Consider the following 22,787-nt stretch of genomic DNA (forward strand, 5'->3'; position numbering starts at 1 on the left):
ACCGTCTTGAAGGTTTGTGCGCTAGGGGCTGGTGCTGTCCCAGACGGTGATCAGCGCGGTGTAGGCGTCAGGGGTGCGTTGCAGATCGCTGATCAGGACCACGCGACCGGATCGGCTCTGCAGGCAGTAGACGCCCGCGTCGCGCAGGGGAACCGTCAGGGTCCCGGACGCGGCGAGCTGGTCGGCGCACTCCTCGGGACCTGGTTCGGCTGATGAGGTGGTCCACTCGGCGACCATGCCCCCGTTCACGATCAAGCTGGCGCCGTTGAACCCGGCTGGGACGCGGGGCAAGTAGTCGACCCAATAGGTGCCCACCCTCGCCCTGCGGGGAGGGTCGGAGTCCACGTCAGTGCTGGCCAGCTCCATCCGGTCCTGGAAGACCAGCGCGAAGCCGCCCGCTGCCTGGGTCGGGGGTGGGTCGGTTGCCCGCGTTGTCGCGGTGGTCGGCTCATCGGTGGTGGTTGCCGGGGTCGTGGTCGTCAGCGTGGGGGATTCGGCGGCGGTGACCGGGGTGCCGGGCTCGTCGTCGTTCATGGCGACGACGGCCACGATGCCCAGGACCACCAGCGCGACGACCACCAGCAGGTCCGGCCACCGCTTGCCGAAGCTGATGCGCACGTTCCGGCCCGCCTGGACGAAGACGCCCGATGCGTTGCCGCCGACGTTGGTCGAGTTCCGGGCCATCCGGTGATCGTGCCATCACTTGGCGTCGGCGTAGCAGTCCACGATGGTTGCCTCCAACGGGAAGCGGACAGGGGTCGGGCCGAAGACGAGAGCCGTGGCCTCCGCGGCCGCGGCGTCGAACTCGGCGGCCACGGCGGGGGCGTCCGGGGTCGGGCAGTGCACGATCACCTCGTCGTGCTGGAAGAAGACGATCGCCGCGTCGCTGCCCGCCAGGCGGCGGCGCAGGGCGGCGAGCATGGTCAGCGCCCAGTCCGCCGCGCTGGCCTGCACGACGAAGTTGCGGGTGAACCGGCCCCAGTCGCGAGCGGCCCTGCGTCCGGCGGTCTCGTCGGTGGAGGTCAGCTCGCGCCACGCGGCGCTCGGCGGCGGGCTGGTGCGGCCCAGCCGGGAGCGCACGACCCGGCCCTGCTCGCCCGCGCGGGCGGCCTGCTCCACGTACTCCACCGCCTGCGGGAAGCGCTTGCGCAGCACGGCGAGCAGCGGACCGGCCTCGCCGCTGGTGCCGCCGTACATCGCCGAGAGCATGGCGATCTTCGCCCGCCCGCGGTCGCCGCCGAAGGCGTCGGCGGCCAGGCTGGTGTAGAGGTCCACCGACGCCGACACCTCGGCGAAGCGCCGGTCCTGCGACAGCGCCCCCAGCACCCGCGGCTCCAGCTGCGCGGCGTCGGCGACCACCAGCGACCAGCCCGGGTCGGCGCGCACGGCGGTGCGCAGCAGCTTCGGCAGCTGCAGCGCCGCCCCGCCGCGCGTCGCCCACCGCCCGGAGACCACGCCGCCGACGACGTACTCCGGCCGGAACCGCCCGCCGTCGACCCAGCTCTCCAGCCACGACCAGCCGTGCGCGACGTGGAGCCGGGCCAGCTCCTTGTACTCCAGCAGCGGCTCGACGGCCGGGTGGTCGACCTCGCGCAGCACCCACGCCCGCGCCGACGGGATCTCGATGCCCTCCCTGGCGAAGGCCGCCACGATGCTGGCGGGCGCGTCCGGGTTGACCGACCGGCCGCCGAAGGCCGCGGTGATCCGCTCGGCCAGCTCCGCCAGCCGCGCGGGCCGCGCGCCGGGCGCAGGCCGCGGCCCCAGGGCGTCGACCAGCAGCTCGGCGTGGACGTCGGCCCGCCACGGGAGCCCGTGGTGGCCCATCTCCACCGCGGCCAGCGCCCCGGCCGACTCCGCGGCCGCCAGCAGCCGCAGCCGCTCCGGGTGCGCCGTCGCGGCGATGCGCTGCTCCTGGTCGGCGTGGACGGCCGCGATGGCGTCCAGCGGGTCGATCCCGGCGGGCATCGTGCCCCGGTCCGGCTCGAACAGCGCGGGCTGCTCGCCCCTGGCCACCGGCCGCGGGTCGGCGGGCTCAGGGCCCCCGTGCATCCGCGCCCACGCCGCGGCCAGGTTCCGCGGCCGCCGGGGCGTCTCCGCGAACGCCAGCAGCAGCGCCTCCACCAGCCCCAGGTCGTGGCAGCGGCCCAGCCGCACCCCCCGCGCCAGCACCCCCGGGTACAGCTCGTTGGCCCCCACCACGATCCACCGCGGCCCCGCCGCCTCCTGCCCGGCCATCCACCCCGCGAGGTCGTCGGTCACCACCGTCTCCGCCGACCCCAGGACCCGGGCCCGGCCGCCGCCGTCCCCCGTCCCCACCACCGCCACCAGCACACGGCCGATTCTGCTGCCCGCGACCGACATTCCGCACCCGCCGACCACGGCGAACGTTGTCAGCGCCGCCCCCGCCGATTGCGCTCCCGCGATGAGTTCGCCCCGCCCCGTTGACGCCGCAGCCACCCCTGAGGCACGGTGTTACCCACTAGTAACAGCCAGGGGAGGCGTGGTTGTCCGAGATCCTCACCAAGGCCAAGGTGGCCGTGCGCAGCGTCGACGTCATGCGCAGGGCCGGATTGGTGCCCCTCTCCCGTCCCGATCACGTCCTCAGGTCCGCCCTGGCCGTGCGCAGGCTCGGCCCGATCGCCGGTGCGGCGCAGGTCGCCGCCACCCGGGACCGGACCGCCGTCGGGCTGGTCGACGAGCTCGGCCCGCTGACCTTCCACCAGCTCGACACCCGCTCCAACGCCCTGGCCCGCGCCCTCCAGCAGCGCGGCGTGACCGCGAAGTCGGTCGTGGCCCTGCTGGCGCGCGACCACCGCGGCGCGGTGGAGACCATGCTGGCCGCGAGCAAGATCGGCGCGCGGCTGCTGCTGATGAACACCGGCTTCGCCCGCCCGCAGCTGGTCGACGTCGCCGTCCGCGAGGGGGTGACCGTCTTCGTCCACGACGAGGAGTTCGCCGACCTCGCCGCCGCCCTGCCCGCCGACCTGCCGCGCTTCCTGTCCTGGGGCGCGGGCGACGACACCCTGGAGCAGCTGATCGCAGGCGCCGACGACCGGCCGGTCCCCGCACCCGCCGAGCCCGGCGGCATGGTGCTGCTGACCAGCGGGACCACCGGCACCCCCAAGGGCGCGCCGCGCCAGGTGCGCTCCCCGCTCGCCGCCGCCCAGTTCCTCGACCGCGTGCCGCTGCGGGCGGGGGAGTGCACGGTGCTGGGCGCGCCCCTGTTCCACGCGACCGGGCTGTCGCAGTTCATCCTGTCGTTCGCGCTCGGCTCGGCCGTCGTGCTGCGCCGCCGGTTCGACCCCGAGACCACGCTGGCCGACATCGCCGCCAACAAGGCCACCGCGGTGGTGCTGGTCCCCACGATGCTCCAGCGGATCCTCGACCTCGGCCCGGAGACCCTCGCCAAGTACGACACCTCGTCGCTGCGGATCGTGTTCACCTCCGGCTCGGCGCTCTCCCCCGAGCTGGGCAGCCGGGCGACCAAGGCGTTCGGCGACGTCATCCACAACCTGTACGGGTCGACCGAGGTCGCGGTGGCCACCGTGGCCACGCCCGAGGACTGGAAGGCCGCGCCGGGCACGGTCGGCAAGCCCCCGGTCGGCTGCCGCGTCGTGCTCTACGACGAGCACGACCGGCCGATCACCGAGCCGAACGTGACCGGCCGGGTCTTCGTCGGCAGCGGCCTGAGCTTCGCCGGGTACACCGACGGCCGGACCAAGGACATGATCGACGGCCTGCTGGCCAGCGGCGACATCGGCCACTTCGACGCCGGGGGCAGGCTGTTCATCGACGGCCGCGACGACGACATGATCGTCTCCGGCGGGGAGAACGTCTTCCCGGCCGAGATCGAGAACCTGCTGGTCGAGCACCCCGGCGTGGTCGAGGCGGCCGTCGTCGGCGTGCCCGACGAGCGCTTCGGCCAGCGCCTGCGCGCCTACGTCGTCGTCGATGACCGGGCCGCCGTCACCGCCGACGACCTGCGCGAGCACGTCAAGGCCAACCTCGCCCGCTTCAAGGTCCCCCGCGACGTGGTCTTCCTCGACGAGCTCCCCCGCAACGCCACCGGCAAGCTGCTGCGCGCCCGCCTCGCCGAACTGGGCTGAACCGCACGTCCACCGTCGCCGTGCCCGCGCAGGCAGGGGCCTCCTCGGCGGTCCCGTGGTCGCACTGGCCGAGCGGATCGCCGCCGTGCGCGGCCACCCGTTCGGGGTGAACCCGGGTCCGCAGGCCCGGGCGCCTGCGGCTACGCCGCGGCCGCTGAGCGTCGCGCCCATCGTTGCCCCGTGCTGCACCACCGCGGGGTCACCGGCGCCTAGCGGCGGACGAGGCCCTCCAGTGTGGACAGCAGCAGGTCGGCCAGGGTGTCGCGGTCGGTGCGGCCGCGGCCGGTCCACTCGATGGTCAGCTCCTCGGCGAAGGCCCACCACGCCCGCACGGCCAGTTCGGTCACCTCGTCCGGGTCGGCCAGGCCCAAGGCATCCAGCGTTCGGGCCGTCAGCGCCGTCTGGGTCTCGTCGTGCACCGCGCGGACCCAGTCGCCCTGGCCGCCTGCGCGGAACAGGCCGACGTACTGGGTGCGGCGGCGGTTGAGGAAGGCGATGTAGCCGTCCACGATCGCGCGCAGCCGGACCGGGCCGGGGGCGTCGGGGTCGACCCGGGTCGCGCGGAGCAGCCGCCTGCCCGCGGCGCGCACGACCTCGACGTAGTAGTCCTGCTTGGTCGGGAAGTAGTGGAACAGCAGGCTGCGGGCGATCCCGGCCTCGGCGGCCACGTCGTCGACGGTGATGTCGTGGAGGGGCCGGGTGGTCAGCATGCGCAGGCCGATGCCGATGAGCTGGCGGCGGCGGTCCTCGGCGGTGCGCCGGGTCCGGGTGGGCCGGGTCACCTGGGTCATGGTCCTCCTGCTGTTGAGCACTGCTCGACAGGAAGGGTAGCTTGTCGAGCAGTGCTCAACAGCCTCGGGAGGCGCCAGCATGGATTTCGCCCACTCCGCCAAGGCCGCCGACTACCTGGCCCGGGTCACCGCGTTCATCGCCGAGGAGATCGAGCCGGTCGAGCCGGGCTACCACCGCGAGCTGGCGGCCCTCGACAACCCGTGGACGGTCCTGCCGGTCATCACCGAGCTGAAGGCCAAGGCGCGCGAGCGCGGCCTGTGGAACCTGTTCCTGCCGTCGGTGTCCGGGCTCTCCACCGTCGAGTACGCCCCGCTGGCCGAGGCGATGGGCCGCTCGGCCATCGCCCCGGAGATCTTCAACTGCAACGCCCCCGACACCGGCAACATGGAGGTCCTGCACCTCTACGGCTCCCCCGAGCAGCAGGCCCGCTGGCTGACCCCGCTGCTCGACGGCGAGATCCGCTCGGCGTTCTGCATGACCGAGCCCGACGTCGCCTCCTCCGACGCCACCAACATGGCCGCCACCGCGGTGGTCGAGGGCGACGAGGTCGTCCTCAACGGCCGCAAGTGGTTCTCCACCGGCATCGGCCACCCCAACTGCGAGGTGCTCATCTTCATGGGCCTGACCGACCCGGGCGCGCACAAGTACCTGCGCCACTCGATGGTCCTGGTCCCGCTGGACACCCCGGGCGTGGCCGTGGAGCGGATGCTGCCGGTCTTCGGCCGCCACGACGAGCCCTCCGGCCACGGCGAGGTCAGCTTCACCGACGTCCGCCTGCCGGTGGACGCGATCATCGCCGGGCCCGGCCGCGGCTTCGAGATCGCCCAGGGCAGGCTCGGGCCCGGGCGCATCCACCACTGCATGCGGCTCATCGGCCTGGCCGAGAAAGCGCTGGAGCTGGCCTGCCAGCGGGCGACCGCGCGCACCGCGTTCGGCAAGCCGCTGGCCAACCTCGGCGGCAACCGCGAGCGCATCGCGCAGGCCCGCATCGCCATCGACCAGGCCCGCCTGCTGGTCCTGCACGCCGCCTGGAAGATCGACACCGTGGGCGCGGCCGCGGCCCGCTCGGAGATCTCCCAGATCAAGGTGGCGGTGCCGAACATGGCCCTCGGCGTGATCGACATGGCCATCCAGCTGCACGGCGGCGCGGGCATGACCGACGACTTCCCGCTGGCCGCCGCCTACGCGGGCGCCCGCTCGCTGCGCCTGGCCGACGGCCCGGACGAGGTGCACCTCGGCGTGGTCGCCCGCATCGAGCTGAAGAAGCACCTGCCGTGAGCCGGGTTCTGATCACCGGCGCTGGCTCCGGCCTCGGCGCGGCCCTGGCCCGCGCGTTCGCCGCCCGCGGCGACCAGGTGCTGGTGACCGATGTGGACGAAGACGCCGCGCGGGCGGTGGCGGCGGGCATCGGCGCGCAGCACCTCGCCCTCGACGTGACCACCGACGACTGGGCCGCGGCCCGGCAGTGGTGCGCCGAGCGCTGGGGCGGGCTCGACCTGCTGGTCAACAACGCGGGCGTGCCCTCAGGCGGGCGCATGGAGCGCATCCCGCTGGCCGACTGGGACTGGATCTGGGAGATCAACCTGCGCGGCGTCGTGCGCGGCTGCGCGGAGTTCATCCCGGTCTTCAAGCAGGCGGGCTCCGGGCACCTGGTCAACATCGCCTCGCTCGCGGCGATCATGAACCTGCCCGGGATGGCCGCCTACAACGTCACCAAGGCGGGCGTGCTCGCGCTGTCGGAGACCCTGCGCCACGAGCTGCGCCCCTACGGGATCACGACCACCGTCGTGTGCCCGGGCTTCTTCCAGACCAACCTCACCGACCGGCTCCGCACCCCGGACCCGGCCGCGCTCAAGCTCAGCCGCAAGCTGATGGCCTCGGCGACGGTCACCGCCGACGACGTGGCCGCCTCCGTGCTGGCGGGGGTGGCCGCCCGCCGGTTCCTGGTGCACACCCACCGCGACGGCGTCCGCTCCCACCGGCTCAAGCGGCTGCTGCCCGGCCTCGTGGACCGCCAAGTCGCCAAGTACTGGGCCCGCATCCGGCCCGCGATGGAGAAGTAGATGACCCGCACGAACATCCTCATCACCGGGGCCAGCTCCGGCCTCGGCGCGGAGATGGCCCGCCAGTTCGCCGCCCGGGGCGCCAACCTGGCCCTGGCCGCCCGCCGGGTGGAGAACCTCGACGGGCTCAAGGCCGAGATCACCGCGGCCCACCCGGGCGTCGAGGTCGTCGTCCGCGCGCTGGACGTCACCCACCACGACGCCGTGTTCGCGGTCTTCGGCGAGTTCCGCGCCGCGCTGGGCTCGCTCGACCGGGTGATCGTCAACGCCGGGCTGGGCAAGGGCCAGCCGATCGGCACCGGGGGCTTCGCGGCCAACAAGCAGACCGCCGAGACCAACTTCGTCGCCGCCCTGGCCCAGTGCGAGGCCGCGATGGGGATCCTGCGCGAGCAGAACGCGGGCCACCTGGTGGTGATCTCGTCGATGAGCGCCATGCGGGGCATGCCGCGCACCATGACCACCTACGCCGCGACCAAGGCGGGCGTCTCGGCGCTGGCCGAGGGCATCCGGGCGGACGTGGCCCGCACGCCCATCAAGGTCACGACCATCCACCCCGGCTACATCCGCTCGGAGATGAACGCGCGCGTGGCCAAGACGCCGCTGATGGTCGACACGAAGACCGGGGTCGCCGCGATGGTCAAGGCGATCGAGTCCGAGCGGCCCAGCGCGTGCGTGCCGCGGTGGCCGTGGTCGGTGCTGGGCTTCGCCATGCGGCACCTGCCGCTGGGCGTCGTGGCGAGGCTGTCATGAGGGACGAACCGGCCGCGGTGCGCGGCGAGGACGGCTTCGACGTCGCCGCGGTCGACCGCTGGGTCAAGTCCATCGTGGACGTCGACGGCCTGCCGGAGGTCCGCCAGTTCCCCGGCGGCGCGTCGAACCTGACCTACCTGCTGGCCTACCCCGGCCGGGAGCTGATCCTGCGCCGCCCGCCAGCCGGGCGCAAGGCGGCCTCGGCGCACGACATGCGCCGGGAGTACCGGGTTCAGCGCGGCCTCAAGCCGGTCTACCCGTACGTGCCGACGGTGGTCGGGTTCTGCGACGACCCCGCCGTGCTCGGCTCGGACTTCTACGTCATGGAGCGCATCCCCGGCACGATCCTGCGCAAGGAGCTGCCCGACGGGATGGACCTGGACCCGGTGGGCGCGCGGGCGCTGTCCACCGCGCTGGTCGACCGCCTGGTGGACCTGCACCGCGTGGACCCGGCCGCCGCGGGCCTGGCCGACCTGGGCAAGGGCGCGGGCTACGTCGGCCGCCAGGTCGGCGGCTGGTCGGCGCGCTACCGGGCCGCCCGCACCGACAACGTCCCCGACTTCGAGTCGGTGATGGCCTGGCTGGCCGAGCACCAGCCCGACGACGTCGCCACGGTCGTCATCCACAACGACTGGCGCTTCGACAACGTGGTGCTCTCCGACGCCCTGGACATCATCGGCGTGCTGGACTGGGAGATGGCCACCCTCGGCGACCCGCTGATGGACCTCGGCGGCGCGGTCGCCTACTGGGTCGAGCCCGGCGACGACGCCGTCTTCCAGCAGGCCCGCCGCCAGCCCACGCACGTGCCCGGCATGCTGACCCGCGCCGAGCTGGTCGACCACTACTGCGCCGCGTCCGGCCTGCGCCCGGCGAACTGGGCGTTCTACGAGGTCTTCGGCCTCTTCCGGCTCGCGGTGATCCTCCAGCAGATCTACTACCGCTACCACCACGGGCAGACGCGCAACGAGCGGTTCAAGGACTTCTGGATGTTCGTCGGCTACCTGGAATGGCGCTGTCGGGAGGTGGCGGGCCGGTGAGCGCGGTCTACCTCGTCCGCCACGGCCAGGCGTCCTTCGGGCAGGCGGACTACGACGTGCTGTCCCCGGTCGGGGAGCGGCAGGCCAAGGTCGTGGGCGGGGAGCTGGCCGCGCGCGGCGTGCGGCCTGCGGCGGTGCTGTCGGGGACGCTGCTGCGGCAGCGGGCCACGGCCGAGATCGCGCTGGCCGCGGCGGGCATCCCGACCCCGTGCGCCGCCGACGCCCGGTGGAACGAGTACGACCACCTCGGCCTGGTGTCGGCGCTGGTCGACCCGCTGCCGACCGATCCCCGCGACTTCCAGGGCGCACTCGACCGGGCGCTGCACCGGTGGGCGTCGGGCGAACCCGCGGCCGTCGGCTCCTACGCCGACTTCGCCGCCGCGGGATCGGCCGCGCTGGCCGAGGTCTCGCGGGCGGGCACGGCGCTGGTCTTCACCTCCGGCGGGGTGATCGCGGCGCTGTGCGCGGGGCTGCTGGGGCTGGGGGCCGACGGCCTGGTCGCGCTGAACCGGGTCGTGGTCAACGCGGCGATCACCAAGGTCGTCGTCGGGCGCTCGGGGTCGTCGCTGGTCTCGTTCAACGAGCACGGCCACTTCGAGGGGCCCAACCGGGACCTGCTGACATACCGGTAGGTCGGCGCTTGACCTCGCGCATGGTCGAGGTTGCACGATCGGGACCATGCAGAACACCACGAACGGCGGACCGCGGTGAAGGCGGTCGTGTGCGTCGCGGCAGGCGGCCCCGAGGTGCTGGAGCTGGTCGACCTCCCCGACCCGGAGCCCGGCCCCGGGCAGGTCCGGGTGCGGGTGCGGGCGGCCGGGGTGCAGCCGGTCGACATCGCCGTGCGGCAGGGCTTCGTGCCCCGCGGCGTCGAGGTCCGCCACCCGCAGGTCCTGGGCAACGAGTTCGCGGGCGAGGTCGACCGGCTCGGCCCGGGCGCCACCGGCTTCGCCCCGGGCGACGCGGTGGTCGGCTTCGCCGTGCTGGCCTGCTACGCCGAGCACGTCGTGGTCGGCGTCGACCAGATCGTCGCCAAGCCGCCGACCATGACCTTCGAGCAGGCGGGCGGGCTCTCCGGGGGCGGGCAGACGGCCCACACCGCACTGGAGGAGTTGCGGGTGTCCGCGGGCGAGACGCTGCTCGTGCACGCCGCCGCGGGCGGTGTCGGGACCGTGGCCGTGCAGCTGGCCAAGGACCTGGGGGCGACGGTGGTCGGGACGGCGAGCCCGGCCAACCACGACTACCTGCGCGCGCTGGGCGCGATCCCGGTCGCCTACGGGGACGGGCTGGTCGAGCGGGTGCGGGCGGCCGCACCGGGCGGGGTGCACGCCGCGCTCGACGCCGCGGGCGCCGACGCGCTGCGGGCCTCGGTCGAGCTGGTGGCCGACCGGGACCGGATCGGCACGCTGGTGGCCTTCGACCTGGTCGCCGAGCTGGGGGTGCGGGCGGTGTTCAGCAGGCGGTCGGCGGCCCGGCTCGCCGCGCTGGCCGACCTGCACGCGCGCGGCGGGCTCGACCTCCACGTCCGCGCCGCGTACCCGCTGGCCGCGGCCGCCGACGCGCACGCCGACGTCGAGCGCGGGCACGGCCGGGGCAAGGTCGTCATCGTGCCCTGATCACCGGCGCCCGGTGCGCGCCGCCCACAGCTGGCACGTCTGGATCTGGTGCAGCCAGAACGTGGTGGCGTCGCGCTTGTCGGCGATCGGCGTGGCCGGGTCCACCGGGTCGGGCTGGCCGTTGAGCCGGAAGTAGGCCGCGTCGGGGAAGTCGCGGCGCGGCCCCGCCGCGTGCACGACCAGCGCGTCGAGCGGGGGTAGGCCGCGTTGGGCGCAGCGTTGGTGGAACCGCGTCAGGAACTCGGCGATCGCCTCGGATCCGGCGGCGGGCAGCCCCGCGGCGCTGACGAGCTGGGGGTAGTTGGTGAGCGCGCCCCGGGTGCTGACGACGTGATCGATGGCCAGGTCCACGTGGTCGAGGTCGAAGTGCATGGCGTTCTCCCGATGCCGTCAGGGGTGGACTCAACTGCATCGTTGCGAGCGGGCCGGGTGCTACCCGGGTGGTAAGTGCCGGTGCCGCTCGTATGGTTGGGGGAGCCGTCGAGTCCGAAGGAGCCGCTATGCGCAGGCCCGCGATCGAGCCCGTCGTCTGGAAGGCGCCCCGAGCAGGCGGCAAGCCCCGCCCCGCCCTGCCGCAGCTGACCGTCTGGCACGTCAACGGCAGCGGCGCCGAGGACGTCCTGGTCGACGACAAGGGCAACGTCTACACCGGCGTCGACGACGGGCGCGTGCTGCGGCTGACCTCCGACGGGCGGCGGCTGGACACCATCGCCGACACCGGCGGCAGGCCGCTGGGGCTGGAGCACCTGCCCGACGGCAGGCTCCTGGTGTGCGACGCCAAGCGCGGCCTGCTGGCCGTCGACCGGGTCACCGGCGCGATCGAGGTGCTGGTCGAGCGCGGTCCGGGCCTGCACGTCTGCAACAACGCCGCGGTCACCGCCGACGGCACGATCTACTTCACCGACTCCACCCAGCGCTTCGAGCTGGACCACTGGAAGGCCGACCTGCTGGAGCACACCGGCACCGGCCGCTTCCTGCGCCGCACCCCGGACGGCACCGTCGACGTCCTGCGCAGCGGCCTGCAGTTCCCCAACGGCGTCGCGCTCGCCCCCGACGAGTCCTCCGTGGTGTTCGCCGAGATGTGGGAGTACCGCCTCGTCCGCCTCTGGCTCTCCGGGCCGCGGGCGGGGGAGTTCGACGTGCTCGCCGACAACCTGCCCGGCTTCCCCGACAACCTCTCCACCGGCAGCGACGGCAACGTCTGGATCGCCTTCGCCAACCCCCGCGACCCGCGCCTCGACCTGCTCCTGCGTACCCCGCCGGTGCTGCGCAAGGCGCTGTGGCGGCTGCCCGAGCGGTTGCAGCCCGCCGAGAAGAAGGCCGTGTGGGTCCGCGCCATCGACGGGGGCACCGGCAGGCTCGTCCACGACTTCTACGGCACCTACGTCGGCTACCACATGGTGACCGGGGTGCGCGAGCACGGCGGGCGGGTGTACCTGGGCAGCCTGGAGGAACGGGCGGTGGCCTTCTTCGACCTGCCCGGGGAGCCGGGATGAGGATCGCCAGCGCGCGGCGGCCAGACCGCGACGAGCTGATCGCCTTCCTGCGCGGGCGCACGCGGTGCCTGCTGGTGACCACCCGCGTCGACGGGTCGCCGCAGCTCTCGCCGGTGACGGCCGGGGTCGACGCGGCCGGGCGGCTGGTCGTGTCGACCTACCCGGAGCGGGCCAAGGCGCGCAACGCCCGGCGGCGGCCCGAGGTCTCGGCGTGCGTGCTCTCCGACGAGTGGAACGGGCCGTACGTGCAGGTCGACGGGCGCGCCGAGGTGCTGGACCTGCCCGCGGCGCTGGAGCCGCTGGTCGACTACTACCGCTCGGTCTCCGGCGAGCACCCGGACTGGGACGACTACCGGGCCGCGATGGTGCGGCAGGGGAAGTGCCTGATCAGGGTCGAGATCGACCGGTGGGGGCCGATCGCGTCCGGGGGCTTCCCGCCGCGGCTGTCCGCCGGGTGAGCAGCCGGTCCACGCCGAGCGCGCCGAGGGCCAGCGCCAGGAACAGCGCCGCCACGACCAGGCTGTTCAGCAGCACGGTGCCGTAGCCGAGCTCGGTGACGTCGATGAACGGGTACGGGTAGAACTCCGCGATCGGCCCGCGGACCAGCGTGAGGACCAGGTACAGCGCGGGGAACAGCAGCGCTGCGGCGGCGGTGGTCGCGCTGATGCGCCCGCGCGGGCCGAACAGCAGCCAGCCCGCGACGGTCAGCAGCGGGGTCGCGGTGTGCAGCAGCAGGTCGGCGAAGTGCGCCAGGCCGCTCAGGTCGTACAGCCCGCGCAGCACCGCGTGGTAGACGAGGCCGGTCACGATGATGCCGATCAGCCCGGCCACCCGGAACACCGCGAACACCCACCCGCCGCGGTCGGGGTCGCGCGCCAGCATCGCGTGGGTGGCGCAGACGATGATGTTGGACTGGATCGTGAAGTAGCAGAGCATCGTGAAGACCCGCCCCGCCACGGTCTCGGACGGGCCGGTAGTCGCCGCGACCCAGGTCTGCGCGCCCAGCCCGACCAGCGCGACCAGGGCGGTCAGGCCGAACCAGGACCGGGATGCGCGGTGCATGCGGGTGAACATATCCCGGGAGCGTTACCGAACGCGCGCGGCGGGCGCGCAATTCGGCGAAAGGGGTGTGATTTGAGTGGCATTCGGGTTGGCGAACGGGTGGTCGCCGCCCCGGCGGTGATCTCTCCGTTATAGTCGGCAGACCCCGGTTGAGCGCCCGGGCAATCCCCTTGTGCGGCAGGAGGAGTTCGTGACGCCCTTGGTCGTGACCACCCGGCGGACCCGTTCCGCCGTTGTGGTGGTGGCCCGGGGGCGCATCGATCTGGCGGGCGAGCGGCCCTGGCGCGAGCAGGTCGAGGAGGCGTGCGGGGAGAACTCGACCAAGACGCTCGTCGTGGTCGACCTGACCGACGTCGGCTACCTCAGCGTCGGCACCGCCCCGCTGCTGATCCGCGCGCACTACCACTGCCTGCACCGCGGGCGCAGGCTCCGCGTCGCCGTGCGGCCGGGGCCGGTGCTGCGGACGCTGCACCTGACGGGCGTCCCCGAGATCGTCTCGATCTGCCCGGACCTGGACACCGCGCTGCGCCCGCTGGTCGCCTCGCGCTGGTAACGGCCGCGTTATTGGCCCGTCCGCGCCCGATCACCCCGGATCGGGTTATCGCCGTCCGCGCAATTCTGGCGGCAAGTGACGGATTGTCCCCTTTTCGCCCCTGATCGCGCGACCTCTGAACCGGGACGGCGCTCGGCGCAGCGATGAACCGAGTCCGCTCACTGCCGGTGATCATATGGTGGACTTCGATTGCGCCTGGTAGCGGTGAAAGGGGCAACCGGAGAGGAACACCGATGAATCGACACCTCGCGCTGATCGCGACGGCCGCCGCGGCGGCGGTCGCGCTGTCCACATCGGCGACCGCGACGACCCCGGTGGTCGCCGAGACCACCGCCACCCTGGCGACGCTGCACGACCGCATCGGCTCCGCCACCGCCGCAGGCGACGGCGCAGCCCTGAGCAGCGCGCTCGCCGACCTCGACCCCGCGCTCACCGACGCCCGCGCGGTCGCCCGCTCCGACCGCGCCCACGACCTCGCGGCCGAGGCCGACGCCCTGGCCACGCAGCTCAGGGCCGCCGACCCGGTGATCCCGTACCGCCCGTCCCCGGGCATGGCGATCGTGGTCAACTCGCTGCTCACGATCATGGAGGCATTCCTGGCGGAGATGGGCGCCCCGCAACCGGCCACCGCATGGCAGCCGGTACCAGTGGTCACCGTCCCAGGCGAGGAGCCCACCGCCACCGACCCGACCCTGGTCGACCCCGCGGTCGACCCCGCGGTCGATCCTGCTGTGGCCGATCCTGCTGCCGTCGAGCCCGCCGCCGTTGAGCCTGCTGCGGTCGATCCCGCCGCAGGCGAGCCTGCTCCCGTCGAGCCCGCCGTCGAGCAGGCTGCCGAAGCACCCGTCGCTGCGCCCTAACCGCAGCCGAGCCCGCTGCGGTTGAGCCTATTTCCGTCGAGCCCGCGGTGGAGCAGGCTGCCGAAGCGCCGGTCGCTGCGCCCTGATCGCGGTCGTGCCCGCTGCGGTTGGGCCCGCGGTCGAGCAGGCCGCTGAAGCACCCGTCGCTGCGCCCTGATCGCGGTCGTGCCCGCTGCGGTTGAGGCCGCTCCCGTCGAGCCCGTGGTCGAGCAGGCTGCCGAAGCGCCGGTGGCCGCGCCCTGATCGCGGTCGTGCCCGCTGGGGTTGGGCCCGCGGTCGAGCAGGCCGCTGAAGCACCCGTCGCCGCGCCCTGATCGCGGTCACGGGCGCAGTTGGTCGGCCCGGGAGGTCAGGTAGCGCTGCTCGGGCACGCTGGCCGTGGCCCGGGCGGCGGCGAGGTAAGCCGCCCGCGCCGCGGTCAGGTCGCCCGCCATCTCCAGGAGGTGGGCGCGCACGGCCTGCAGGCGGTGGTGGTGGGCCATGCGCGGGTCGGCGTCCAGCGTGTCCAGCAGGGCCAGGCCCGCGGCCGGGCCGTCGGTCATGGCGACGGCCACCGCGCGGTTGAGCGTGACCACCGGGTTGGGGGCCAGGCGGGACAGGATCTGGTACAGCACGGCGATCTGGCGCCAATCGGTGTCCGCGGCCGACGGCGCCTCCGCGTGCACGGCCGCGATCGCCGCCTGGAGCTGGTACGGCCCCACCGGGCCGACCGCCAGCGCCTCCGACACCAGGCGCACCCCCTCCGCGATCTGCTCGCGGTTCCACAGCGCGCGGTCCTGGTCCGCCAGCGGCACCAGCGCGCCGTCGGCCGCGGTGCGCGCCGCGCGGCGGGCGTCGGTCAGCAGCATCAGCGCCAGCAGCCCGGTGACCTCCGGCTCGTCCGCGGCCGCCCGGGCCATCCGGGTCAGGCGGATGGCCTCGGAGGTCAGGTCGGTGTTGAGCAGGTCGGCGCCCGCGCCCGCGGTGTAGCCCTCGTTGAAGATCAGGTACAGCACCTGGAGCACCGCGGGCAGCGCGCGGCCGTCCACCGAGAACCCGCCGCGGACCTTCGCCTTCGCGCGGCTGATCCGCTGGGCCATCGTCGCCTCCGGCACCAGGAACGCCCGGGCGATCTGGGCGGTGGTCAGCCCGCCCACCGCGCGCAGCGTCAGCGCCACCTGCGACGGCGGCGACAGGTCCGGGTGGCAGCACAGGAAGAGCAGCTGCAGCGTGTCGTCCACCGGCGACGGTTCGGCCACGACGGTCCGCAGCGCGTCGGCCTCCTCGCGCCTGCGGCGGGCCGACTCGCTGCGCCACATGTCCGTCAGCCGCCGCGTCGCCACGGTGAGCAACCACGCGCGCGGGTCGTCGGGCACGCCGGAGCCCGGCCACTGGGCCACCGCGGCCAGCAGGGCCTCCTGCACGGCGTCCTCGCAGGCGTCGAACTGGCCGTGCCTGCGCACCAGGGCCGCGAGGACCTGCGGGGCCAGCGCCCGCAGGTCCTCCGCGAACCCGGTCACATCTCCATTCCGGCGTCGAACATGATCTGCCGGACCTCCACGCCCAGGCCGGGCACGGCGGCGTCGGGATCATCGCGGCCAGCTCCTCGGCGCGCGCCCGGCTCTCGCAGTCGACCAGGTAGTACCCGGCCAGGAACTCCTTGGCCTCGATGTAGGGCCCGTCGCTGACCACCGGCGCCCCGTCGCGCACGCGGACCACAGTGGCCGTCGACGGGTCCGCCAGCGCCTGGGTGTTGATGAACTCCCCGGACTCGCGGATCGCGGTGATGAACCCGTCGTGGCCGTTCATGATGGCCTGGCGCTCGTCCTCGGCCAGCGAGTCCCACACGGACGGGTTCATGTGGAGCATGAGCAGGAACTTCATGGTGTCTCCCTATCAGGTCGGTCACCCAGCGGTCGGAGCCGCCGCGCGCGTTTCGACATCCGTGCGCGAATCGGGTGCACGGCAATCCGAAGGATGAGCGGCACAGCACGCTGTGTGAGGGTTGACCGGGACGTTGGGGAGGTAGCACATGACGGCCGCCGAGTCGGAGTACCCGCGGGCGCGGGCGCGCACCGCCAAGGAGCGCAAGGCCGCCCGGCCGCGGCCGATGTGGCTGCTGCGCTCCCAGCTCGCCGAGCTGCGCGAGCAGGTCGAGGCGGGCGACCCGAGCCGTCAGCACGCACTCGGCAAGCGCACCGCCCGCGAGCGCATCGACCTGCTGCTGGACGAGGACTCCTTCGTCGAGCTGGAGATGTACCGCACGCACCAGGCGCGCGGGTTCGGCATCGAGGACAACCGCCCGCACACCGACGGCGTGGTCGCGGGCTCCGGCACGGTCGACGGCCGCCGCGTGTTCGTCTACGCCCAGGACTTCACCCGCTTCGGCGGCTCGCTCGGCGCCGCGCACGCCGCCAAGATCCACAAGGTGATGGACCTGGCGCTGGCCGCGGGCGCGCCGCTGATCGGGCTCAACGACAGCGGCGGGGCGCGCATCCAGGAGGGCGCGCTCTCCCTCGACGGCTACGGCGGCATCTTCCGCCGCCACGTCGAGGCGTCCGGGGTGATCCCGCAGATCAGCGTGATCCTCGGCCCGTGCGCGGGCGGCGCGGCCTACTCGCCCGCCCTGGCCGACTTCACCTTCATGGTCCGCGACACCGCGCAGATGTACCTGACCGGGCCGGACGTGGTGCAGACCGTCACCGGCGAGGAGGTCAGCCACGACGAGCTCGGCGGCGCCGACGTGCACGGCTCCCGCTCCGGGGTGGCCGCCTTCGTCCACGACGACGAGGAGAGCTGCCTGCACGACGTGCGGTACCTGATCTCGCTGCTGCCGTCGAACAACCTCGAACCCGCCCCGGCGCTGCCCGCCCGCGGCGCCACCACCGACGAGCGGCCCCGGCTGGCCGAGATCGTCCCCACCGAGCCCAACCAGCCCTACGACATGCGCGAGGTGCTGGCCGAGCTGGTCGACGACGGCGAGTACATCGAGGTCCACGAGAACTGGGCCGCCAACGTCGTCTGCGCGCTGGGCCGCATCGACGGCGAGGTCGTCGGCGTGGTCGGCAACCAGCCGATGGTGTTCGCGGGCGTGCTGGACAGCCCGGGCGCCCAGAAGGCCGCCCGGTTCGTCCGCTTCTGCGACGCCTTCAACATCCCCCTGGTGACGCTGGTCGACGTGCCCGGCTTCCTGCCCGGCACCGAGCAGGAGCACGGCGGGATCATCCGCCACGGCGCGAAGCTGCTCTACGCCTACTGCGAGGCGTCGGTCCCGCGGGTGCAGGTGATCGTGCGCAAGGCGTACGGCGGCGCCTACATCGTGATGGACTCCCGCAGCGTCGGCACCGACCTGTCGCTGGCCTGGCCCACCAACGAGATCGCCGTGATGGGCGCCGAGGGCGCGGTCAACGTCCTGCACCGCAAGCGGCTCGCCGCCGCGGCCGACCCAGACGACCTGCGCGCCGAGCTGATCCAGGAGTACCGGGACACGCTGATGTACCCGCTTTACGCCGCCGAGCGCGGCCTGGTCGACGACGTCATCGACCCGGTGCGGACCCGGGCCGCCGTGGCCCGCGGGCTGGCGATGCTGCGCCACAAGCGCAGGCAGGCCCCCCGGCGCAAGCACGGGAACATCCCGCTGTAGCGCGCCCCCGACCGCCCCGGCCGCGCCCCCGGCGCGGCCGGGCGACCCCCGACGTCCGCGCCCCGCCGCGGCCCCGCTGTCGAGGAGGCGATGACCGCAGGCCACCCCCACCGCCGCCCTACCCAGCAAGCCCCCGGCCAGGGACCGCCCCGCGGTCCGCTGCGCCCACCGTGCCTGCCCACCCGGGGCCGGGCACCCGCACCAGCGGGGCGCCGCCGCGCTCCGCCCCGATCGCGCGGCCTGCCTGGCCAGGACCGCGGACGAGGAAAGGAAACGCGCTCATGGTCATCGTGATGTCGCCGGATGCGACGCAGGCCCAAGTCGCCGAGGTCGTGGCCCGGGTGGAGGCCGAGGGCGGACAGGCGTTCGTCAGCCGCGGCGTCGCCCGGGTCATCATCGGCCTGGTCGGCGAGGTCGACCGGTTCGCCTCGCTCGGCCTGGCCGCGCTGCCCGGGGTCGCCAAGGTGAAGCGGATCACCTCCGGGTACAAGCTGGTCAGCCGCGAGCACCACACCGCGCGGTCGGTGGTCGAGGTCGGCGGGGTCCCCATCGGGCCCGACAGCCTCACCCTCATCGCCGGGCCGTGCGCGGTGGAGACCCCGGAGCAGACGCTCGCCGCCGCGCGGATGGCCCGGGTCGCGGGCGCCACGCTGCTGCGCGGCGGGGCCTACAAGCCCCGCACGTCCCCCTACGCCTTCCAGGGCCTGGGCGTGGAGGGGCTGCGCATCCTGGCCGACGTGCGCGCCGAGACCGGCCTGCCGGTGGTGACCGAGGTCGTCGCGGCCAGCGATGTCGACGTGGTCGCCGAGCACGCCGACATGCTGCAGGTGGGCACCCGGAACATGCAGAACTTCCCGCTGCTGCAGGCCGTCGGCGCGGCGGGCAAGCCGGTGATGCTCAAGCGCGGCATGACCGCGACGATCGAGGAGTGGCTGCTCGCCGCCGAGTACATCGCCCAGCGCGGCAACCTCGACATCGTGCTGTGCGAGCGCGGGATCCGCACCTACGAGACCGCGACGCGCAACACCCTCGACGTCGCCGCCGTGCCGGTCGTGCAGCACCTGTCGCACCTCCCGGTGATCGTCGATCCGTCGCACTCCGGCGGCCGCCGCGACCTCGTGCTCCCGCTCAGCCGGGCCGGGCTGGCCGCGGGGGCCGACGGGCTGATCGTCGACGTCCACCCGCACCCGGAGACGGCGCTGTGCGACGGCCCGCAGGCCCTCGTCGGCGCCGACCTCGTCGAGCTCTCCCGCACGATCGCCACGTTCTCGTCGGTGATGGGCCGGGAGCCGTCGCGGTACGGGCGGTTGGCGGGGTAGGCCGCATGCCCGCCTCCTGGTGAACACCGCCCGCCGCGACGACGTCCGCGGCGGGCGGTGTTTGCCGGGGGGCGAACATCTACCCCAAGGATAGGAGTCGGGCCGGTCACGGGTAAGTGAACCGGGAAGCGGTCCATAGTGAATTCGTCATCGGAGCAAACGCTTGCCGCGCAACGGGAAACGCCGGAGCACCCAACGGTGCTCCGGCGTTCGCCAGCGCCTGCGGTCAGGCGGCCCAGGGCTCGGTCTTGGCGATGAAGCCCTCGGCGTGCAGCGGGGTGTTCATGTACGCCGCCACCTTCCACTGGCCGTTCTCGCGGGCGACGATCCACGCGGCGCGGACCTCCGAGTGCGGGGCGACCTCGGACTCGCCCTTCTCCAGGATGCCGCCCAGGGAGATCAGCACGGCCGCGTCCGGGCCCAGCGGGCGCAGGTCGATCGGCTTGCCCGCCACCTGGGTGCCCTTGTAGACGCCCTTGAACGCGGCCACGAGGTAGTCGCGCACCTGCTCCTTGCCCTTGAGGTGCACGCCGGGCAGCGTCATGGTGCCTTCCTCGGTGAACACGCTCGCGAAGGTCTCCGCGTCGTGGTAGGCCCAGGAGGCGAGGACCTTCTGGGTCAGCGAGGCGATGGCGACCTTGTCGCCGTCGGAGAGCGTGGTCATGGTTCTCCCTCAGATGTAGAGCGTGTTGGGTTCGAGGCCGCAGAGGACCCGGCCGTACAGCTCGGCGTTGGTGTTGGGGTGCATCAGCGCGTGCAGGTTGACCGCGGCGACGTCCCTGGCGAAGCGCTGGATCGGGATGTCGGTGTAGATCGACGACCCGCCGCTGGCGGTGGCGAAGATGTCCACCGCCTCCTTCGACAGCCGGACCACGGCGCCGAGGTCGGCGCGGGCGCGGGCGCGCTCCTCCAGCTTCCACTCGGTGCCGTCGACGCACTTGCCGTCGACGAGGTCGGTGAGCCGGTGGGCGTGGAACTCGGCCTGGTCCAGCTTCATGGTCGCCTCGGCCACCTGCAGGTGGGTCAGCGGCGCCTCGCGCTGGCTCTCGTAGGCGGTGTAGGTGATCTTGCGGTTGGGCAGCCTGCGCAGGAAGGCGTCCCGCGCTCCGCGGCCCATGCCCAGCACGGTGCCCACCGACGACGCGGCGGCCACCGGCAGCAGCGGCGCGTTGTAGATCACCGAGTCGGCGTTGCCCTGCGAGGCCGACTGGCCCTGCAGCACCGCGGGCAGCGGCACCACGCGCTGCTGCGGGATGAACAGGTCCTTGGCCACGGTGCTCACGCTGCCGGTGCCCTTGAGCCCGGAGGTGTACCAGTCGTCGACGACCAGCAGGTCCGACATCGGCACCAGCGCCATGACCGGGTAGGGCTCGCCCTCCGGCGGCATGAAGATCGCGATGATCTCCTGCCAGTGCGCGTGGTGCGCGCCGCTGATGAACTGCCACTTGCCGGTGACCACGATGCCGCCGTCGGCGGGCGCGGCCATCGCCGACGGGCTCAGCGTGCCGCAGATGCGGGTGTCGGGGGTGGAGAACACCTCGTCCTGGACCTCGTCGGGGAACAGGCAGGCCATCCAGCCCGGGATGGTGTAGACCGACGACACCCACGACGCCGACCCGTCGCCGCGGCCCAGTTCGGCGGCCACGTCGACCAGGGTGCGGGTGTCGGCCTCGAACCCGCCGTAGCGCTTCGGCCTGCGCAGCTTGAACAGCTCGGCGTCGGCCAGCGCCTCGACCACCTCGTCGTGCAGGCGCCGGTTCTCCTCCGCCCACCCCGCGTGCTTCTGCAGCAACGGCGCCAGCTTGGCAGCGCGTTGGACAAGTTCCTCTCGCGTCGGAACCTCGGTCGTCATTCGCCTTTCCTCCTACGCGCACTAGGGAATCCCTGTCGTACGGTCGCACCGCGGGATCGCGCCGGGCACCTTCGGCTGTGCGGGGTTGCGCCGGGGACGGCATCGCAGAAGACGCGCGATCCCCGCGGCGGGCGGACGATGTGCGGTGGTGAGGAATCCGATGTGGGGGTAGTCGATGCTGAACCGCCGCAAGCTGCTGGCCGTCGGCGGGGGAGCGGGCGCGGCCCTGCTCCTGTCCTACGGCTGGCGCGCATCCCTCCTGGCCGCCGCGCCCGGCTCGGACCTGCACGACCACAGCGAGTCCGCGGCAGGGGTGCTGGCCTCGCCGCCGTTCCCGCTCTTCGCCGCCCGGATGCCGGTGGTCCCCGACCTCGCGCCGGTGGCCAGGAGCGCGGCCGCCGACCTGTACCACCTCCCGGTGGTCCCCCGGACCGTGGAGATCCTCCCCGGCCTGCCGACCCCGGTGCTCACCTTCGGCGGCGCCTTCCCCGGCCCCACGATCCGGGCGAAGGCGGGCAGGCGCACCATCGTCACCGTCGCCAACCAGGCGGCCTCCCCGGCCAACGTCCACCTGCACGGCGGCCACGTCGCCCCCGAGCACGACGGCCACCCGATGGACGTCATCCTCCCGGAGCAGACCCGCGCCTACCTTTACCCGAACACGCAGCAGGGCGCGACCCTGTGGTACCACGACCACAGCCACCACACCGAGGCCGAGAACGTCTACAGAGGACTGCACGGCGCGTACATCATCGAGGACCCGGCCGAGCGATCCCTCAACCTGCCGTCCGGTCCGCACGACGTCCCCATCACCCTGCGCGACGCGCTGTTCGACCCGAGCGGGAACCTCGTCTTCGGCGGCAACCCCCGCGACCGCGATGTCATCCTGGCCAACGGCGTCCCGGTTCCGCACTTCCCGGTCGCCGCCCGCAAGTACCGCCTCCGGCTGATCAACGCCGCCACCGAGCGCTCGTTCAAGCTCAGCCTCGGCGAGGGCGACGAGCTGCTGCAGATCGCCTCCGACGGCGGCCTGCTGCCCGCCCCGGTCGCCCGCACCGAGGTGTCCATCAGCTCCGGCGAGCGGGTGGAGGTCGTGGTCGACTTCGCCCGCTACGCCGTCGGCGCCCAGGTGGTCCTGCACCACGAGGGCGGCCCGGTCCTGCGCTTCGACGTCACCCACCCGGCGGCCGACCGCAGCCGCGTCCCGGGCACCCTGCGCGAGCTGCCCGCCCTGCCCGCCGCGACGGTGCACCGCGACGTCGTCCTGGCCTTCGACCGCAGCAGCGGCGCGGCGGTCGGCGTGGTCAACGGCAAGCCCTTCGACCCGGTCCGCGTCGACTTCCAGGTCAAGCGCGGCAGCACCGAGGTGTGGACCGTCCACAACGCCGACATCGAGCCTGCGATCGCGCACAACTTCCACATGCACCTCGTGCAGTTCACCGTGCTGTCCCGCAACGGCGGCGCGCCAGGTCCTGACGACTTCGGGCGCAAGGACACCGTCGCCCTCGCCCCCGGCGAGACGGTGCAGGTGCAAGCCCACTTCGCCACCGAGCACCTGGGCAAGTACATGTTCCACTGCCACTTCCTGAAGCACTCGTCCCTGGGCATGATGGCCACGATGGAGATCGTCGCCTGACCCCGCGGCCGCCCGCCGGGGAG

Annotated in this window: 22 protein-coding genes and 1 pseudogene; 14 read left to right on the forward strand and 9 right to left on the reverse strand. The window is 73.5% G+C overall.

Features of this window, described 5'->3' with window-relative positions; translation table 11 throughout:
• Positions 1-21: 21 nt before the first annotated feature.
• Both ACWEPX_RS20300 and ACWEPX_RS20305 read right to left on the reverse strand, forming a co-directional pair.
• Positions 22-684, reverse strand: coding sequence for a hypothetical protein (locus ACWEPX_RS20300; protein ID WP_451898748.1), 663 nt, complete (start codon positions 682-684; stop codon positions 22-24).
• 15 nt (positions 685-699) lie between these two features.
• Positions 700-2,331 (reverse strand): bifunctional 3'-5' exonuclease/DNA polymerase, encoded by a 1,632-nt coding sequence (locus ACWEPX_RS20305; protein WP_451898749.1) that lies wholly within the window; start codon positions 2,329-2,331, stop codon positions 700-702.
• 224 nt (positions 2,332-2,555) lie between these two features.
• On the opposite strand from ACWEPX_RS20305, the gene ACWEPX_RS20310 reads away from it, so the two are divergent.
• Positions 2,556-4,106, forward strand: coding sequence for an acyl-CoA synthetase (locus tag ACWEPX_RS20310; protein ID WP_451898828.1), 1,551 nt, complete (start codon positions 2,556-2,558; stop codon positions 4,104-4,106).
• Positions 4,107-4,315: 209 nt separating this feature from the next.
• Here the strand turns inward: ACWEPX_RS20310 and ACWEPX_RS20315 are convergent, their stop codons facing one another.
• Positions 4,316-4,897: a TetR/AcrR family transcriptional regulator gene (locus ACWEPX_RS20315; RefSeq protein WP_451898750.1), complete on the reverse strand. Its 582-nt coding sequence runs from the start codon at positions 4,895-4,897 to the stop codon at positions 4,316-4,318.
• 79 nt (positions 4,898-4,976) lie between these two features.
• Between ACWEPX_RS20315 and ACWEPX_RS20320 the strand changes: the two genes are divergently transcribed.
• The 6 genes from ACWEPX_RS20320 (at position 4,977) to ACWEPX_RS20345 (ending at position 10,364) form a co-directional block, all read left to right on the forward strand.
• The gene (locus tag ACWEPX_RS20320) at positions 4,977-6,176 is read left to right on the forward strand and encodes an acyl-CoA dehydrogenase family protein (RefSeq protein WP_451898751.1); all 1,200 of its coding nucleotides are present in this window, start codon (positions 4,977-4,979) and stop codon (positions 6,174-6,176) included.
• Positions 6,173-6,961, forward strand: a complete 789-nt coding sequence (locus ACWEPX_RS20325) for an SDR family NAD(P)-dependent oxidoreductase (RefSeq protein ID WP_451898752.1) — start codon at positions 6,173-6,175, stop codon at positions 6,959-6,961. Before ACWEPX_RS20320 ends, ACWEPX_RS20325 begins: the two co-directional genes overlap by 4 nt.
• On the forward strand, positions 6,962-7,711 hold the full coding sequence (locus tag ACWEPX_RS20330) for an SDR family oxidoreductase (RefSeq protein ID WP_451898753.1): 750 nt from the start codon (positions 6,962-6,964) through the stop codon (positions 7,709-7,711).
• Positions 7,708-8,748, forward strand: coding sequence for a phosphotransferase family protein (locus tag ACWEPX_RS20335; protein WP_451898754.1), 1,041 nt, complete (start codon positions 7,708-7,710; stop codon positions 8,746-8,748). The genes ACWEPX_RS20330 and ACWEPX_RS20335 overlap by 4 nt, the downstream gene beginning before the upstream one ends.
• Entirely contained in the window at positions 8,745-9,380 is a 636-nt protein-coding gene (locus ACWEPX_RS20340; protein WP_451898755.1) for a histidine phosphatase family protein, read from the forward strand. The genes ACWEPX_RS20335 and ACWEPX_RS20340 overlap by 4 nt, the downstream gene beginning before the upstream one ends.
• Before the next feature lie 75 nt (positions 9,381-9,455).
• On the forward strand, positions 9,456-10,364 hold the full coding sequence (locus ACWEPX_RS20345) for an NADP-dependent oxidoreductase (RefSeq protein ID WP_451898756.1): 909 nt from the start codon (positions 9,456-9,458) through the stop codon (positions 10,362-10,364).
• Here the strand turns inward: ACWEPX_RS20345 and ACWEPX_RS20350 are convergent, their stop codons facing one another.
• Positions 10,365-10,736, reverse strand: coding sequence for a hypothetical protein (locus ACWEPX_RS20350; protein ID WP_451898757.1), 372 nt, complete (start codon positions 10,734-10,736; stop codon positions 10,365-10,367).
• Between the two features lie 128 nt (positions 10,737-10,864).
• Here ACWEPX_RS20350 and ACWEPX_RS20355 point away from each other — a divergent pair, with 128 nt between their 5' ends.
• Together ACWEPX_RS20355 and ACWEPX_RS20360 are read left to right on the forward strand one after the other, a co-directional pair.
• A complete protein-coding gene (locus ACWEPX_RS20355) occupies positions 10,865-11,860 on the forward strand; it encodes an SMP-30/gluconolactonase/LRE family protein (protein ID WP_451898758.1) in 996 nt (331 codons plus the stop codon).
• Positions 11,857-12,318 carry a PPOX class F420-dependent oxidoreductase gene (locus ACWEPX_RS20360; RefSeq protein WP_451898759.1) on the forward strand — a complete coding sequence of 154 codons (462 nt, stop codon included), beginning with the start codon at positions 11,857-11,859 and terminating at the stop codon, positions 12,316-12,318. Before ACWEPX_RS20355 ends, ACWEPX_RS20360 begins: the two co-directional genes overlap by 4 nt.
• Here the strand turns inward: ACWEPX_RS20360 and ACWEPX_RS20365 are convergent.
• Entirely contained in the window at positions 12,248-12,922 is a 675-nt protein-coding gene (locus ACWEPX_RS20365) for a Pr6Pr family membrane protein (RefSeq protein WP_451898760.1), read from the reverse strand. The genes ACWEPX_RS20360 and ACWEPX_RS20365 overlap by 71 nt on opposite strands.
• A gap of 190 nt (positions 12,923-13,112) precedes the next feature.
• On the opposite strand from ACWEPX_RS20365, the gene ACWEPX_RS20370 reads away from it, so the two are divergent.
• Positions 13,113-13,475 carry an STAS domain-containing protein gene (locus tag ACWEPX_RS20370; protein WP_451898761.1) on the forward strand — a complete coding sequence of 121 codons (363 nt, stop codon included), beginning with the start codon at positions 13,113-13,115 and terminating at the stop codon, positions 13,473-13,475.
• 233 nt (positions 13,476-13,708) lie between these two features.
• Entirely contained in the window at positions 13,709-14,335 is a 627-nt protein-coding gene (locus tag ACWEPX_RS20375; protein WP_451898762.1) for a hypothetical protein, read from the forward strand.
• 320 nt (positions 14,336-14,655) lie between these two features.
• Here the strand turns inward: ACWEPX_RS20375 and ACWEPX_RS20380 are convergent, their stop codons facing one another.
• Complete coding sequence (locus tag ACWEPX_RS20380; RefSeq protein WP_451898763.1) at positions 14,656-15,834, reverse strand: RNA polymerase sigma factor; 1,179 nt, start codon at positions 15,832-15,834, stop codon at positions 14,656-14,658.
• Positions 15,835-15,955: 121 nt separating this feature from the next.
• Positions 15,956-16,198 (reverse strand): annotated as a pseudogene (locus tag ACWEPX_RS20385) (YciI family protein); the annotation flags it as partial.
• Positions 16,199-16,424: 226 nt separating this feature from the next.
• On the opposite strand from ACWEPX_RS20385, the gene ACWEPX_RS20390 reads away from it, so the two are divergent.
• Both ACWEPX_RS20390 and aroF read left to right on the forward strand, forming a co-directional pair.
• Positions 16,425-17,957, forward strand: a complete 1,533-nt coding sequence (locus ACWEPX_RS20390) for an acyl-CoA carboxylase subunit beta (RefSeq protein ID WP_451898829.1) — start codon at positions 16,425-16,427, stop codon at positions 17,955-17,957.
• Between the two features lie 281 nt (positions 17,958-18,238).
• Positions 18,239-19,276, forward strand: a complete 1,038-nt coding sequence (aroF, locus tag ACWEPX_RS20395; RefSeq protein WP_451898764.1) for a 3-deoxy-7-phosphoheptulonate synthase — start codon at positions 18,239-18,241, stop codon at positions 19,274-19,276.
• 226 nt (positions 19,277-19,502) lie between these two features.
• On the opposite strand, the gene ACWEPX_RS20400 is transcribed toward aroF, so the two are convergent.
• Complete coding sequence (locus ACWEPX_RS20400; protein WP_451898765.1) at positions 19,503-19,940, reverse strand: SgcJ/EcaC family oxidoreductase; 438 nt, start codon at positions 19,938-19,940, stop codon at positions 19,503-19,505.
• 9 nt (positions 19,941-19,949) lie between these two features.
• Positions 19,950-21,128 carry an acyl-CoA dehydrogenase family protein gene (locus ACWEPX_RS20405; RefSeq protein ID WP_451898766.1) on the reverse strand — a complete coding sequence of 393 codons (1,179 nt, stop codon included), beginning with the start codon at positions 21,126-21,128 and terminating at the stop codon, positions 19,950-19,952.
• Between the two features lie 175 nt (positions 21,129-21,303).
• Here ACWEPX_RS20405 and ACWEPX_RS20410 point away from each other — a divergent pair, with 175 nt between their 5' ends.
• On the forward strand, positions 21,304-22,764 hold the full coding sequence (locus tag ACWEPX_RS20410; RefSeq protein WP_451898767.1) for a multicopper oxidase family protein: 1,461 nt from the start codon (positions 21,304-21,306) through the stop codon (positions 22,762-22,764).
• Positions 22,765-22,787 lie beyond the last annotated feature (23 nt).

It is taken from the genome of Actinokineospora sp. NPDC004072 (assembly GCF_053604195.1).

Coding starts and splice junctions, on each gene's coding strand:
- ACWEPX_RS20300 (WP_451898748.1), bottom strand. CDS start 684: ATGGCCCGGAACTCGACCAACGTCGGCGGCAACGCATCGGGCGTCTTC.
- ACWEPX_RS20310 (WP_451898828.1), top strand. CDS start 2,556: ATGCGCAGGGCCGGATTGGTGCCCCTCTCCCGTCCCGATCACGTCCTC.
- ACWEPX_RS20315 (WP_451898750.1), bottom strand. CDS start 4,897: ATGACCCAGGTGACCCGGCCCACCCGGACCCGGCGCACCGCCGAGGAC.
- ACWEPX_RS20320 (WP_451898751.1), top strand. CDS start 4,977: ATGGATTTCGCCCACTCCGCCAAGGCCGCCGACTACCTGGCCCGGGTC.
- ACWEPX_RS20330 (WP_451898753.1), top strand. CDS start 6,962: ATGACCCGCACGAACATCCTCATCACCGGGGCCAGCTCCGGCCTCGGC.
- ACWEPX_RS20335 (WP_451898754.1), top strand. CDS start 7,708: ATGAGGGACGAACCGGCCGCGGTGCGCGGCGAGGACGGCTTCGACGTC.
- ACWEPX_RS20350 (WP_451898757.1), bottom strand. CDS start 10,736: ATGCACTTCGACCTCGACCACGTGGACCTGGCCATCGATCACGTCGTC.
- ACWEPX_RS20355 (WP_451898758.1), top strand. CDS start 10,865: ATGCGCAGGCCCGCGATCGAGCCCGTCGTCTGGAAGGCGCCCCGAGCA.
- ACWEPX_RS20360 (WP_451898759.1), top strand. CDS start 11,857: ATGAGGATCGCCAGCGCGCGGCGGCCAGACCGCGACGAGCTGATCGCC.
- ACWEPX_RS20365 (WP_451898760.1), bottom strand. CDS start 12,922: ATGCACCGCGCATCCCGGTCCTGGTTCGGCCTGACCGCCCTGGTCGCG.
- ACWEPX_RS20375 (WP_451898762.1), top strand. CDS start 13,709: ATGAATCGACACCTCGCGCTGATCGCGACGGCCGCCGCGGCGGCGGTC.
- ACWEPX_RS20390 (WP_451898829.1), top strand. CDS start 16,425: ATGTGGCTGCTGCGCTCCCAGCTCGCCGAGCTGCGCGAGCAGGTCGAG.
- aroF (WP_451898764.1), top strand. CDS start 18,239: ATGGTCATCGTGATGTCGCCGGATGCGACGCAGGCCCAAGTCGCCGAG.
- ACWEPX_RS20400 (WP_451898765.1), bottom strand. CDS start 19,940: ATGACCACGCTCTCCGACGGCGACAAGGTCGCCATCGCCTCGCTGACC.
- ACWEPX_RS20405 (WP_451898766.1), bottom strand. CDS start 21,128: ATGACGACCGAGGTTCCGACGCGAGAGGAACTTGTCCAACGCGCTGCC.
- ACWEPX_RS20410 (WP_451898767.1), top strand. CDS start 21,304: ATGCTGAACCGCCGCAAGCTGCTGGCCGTCGGCGGGGGAGCGGGCGCG.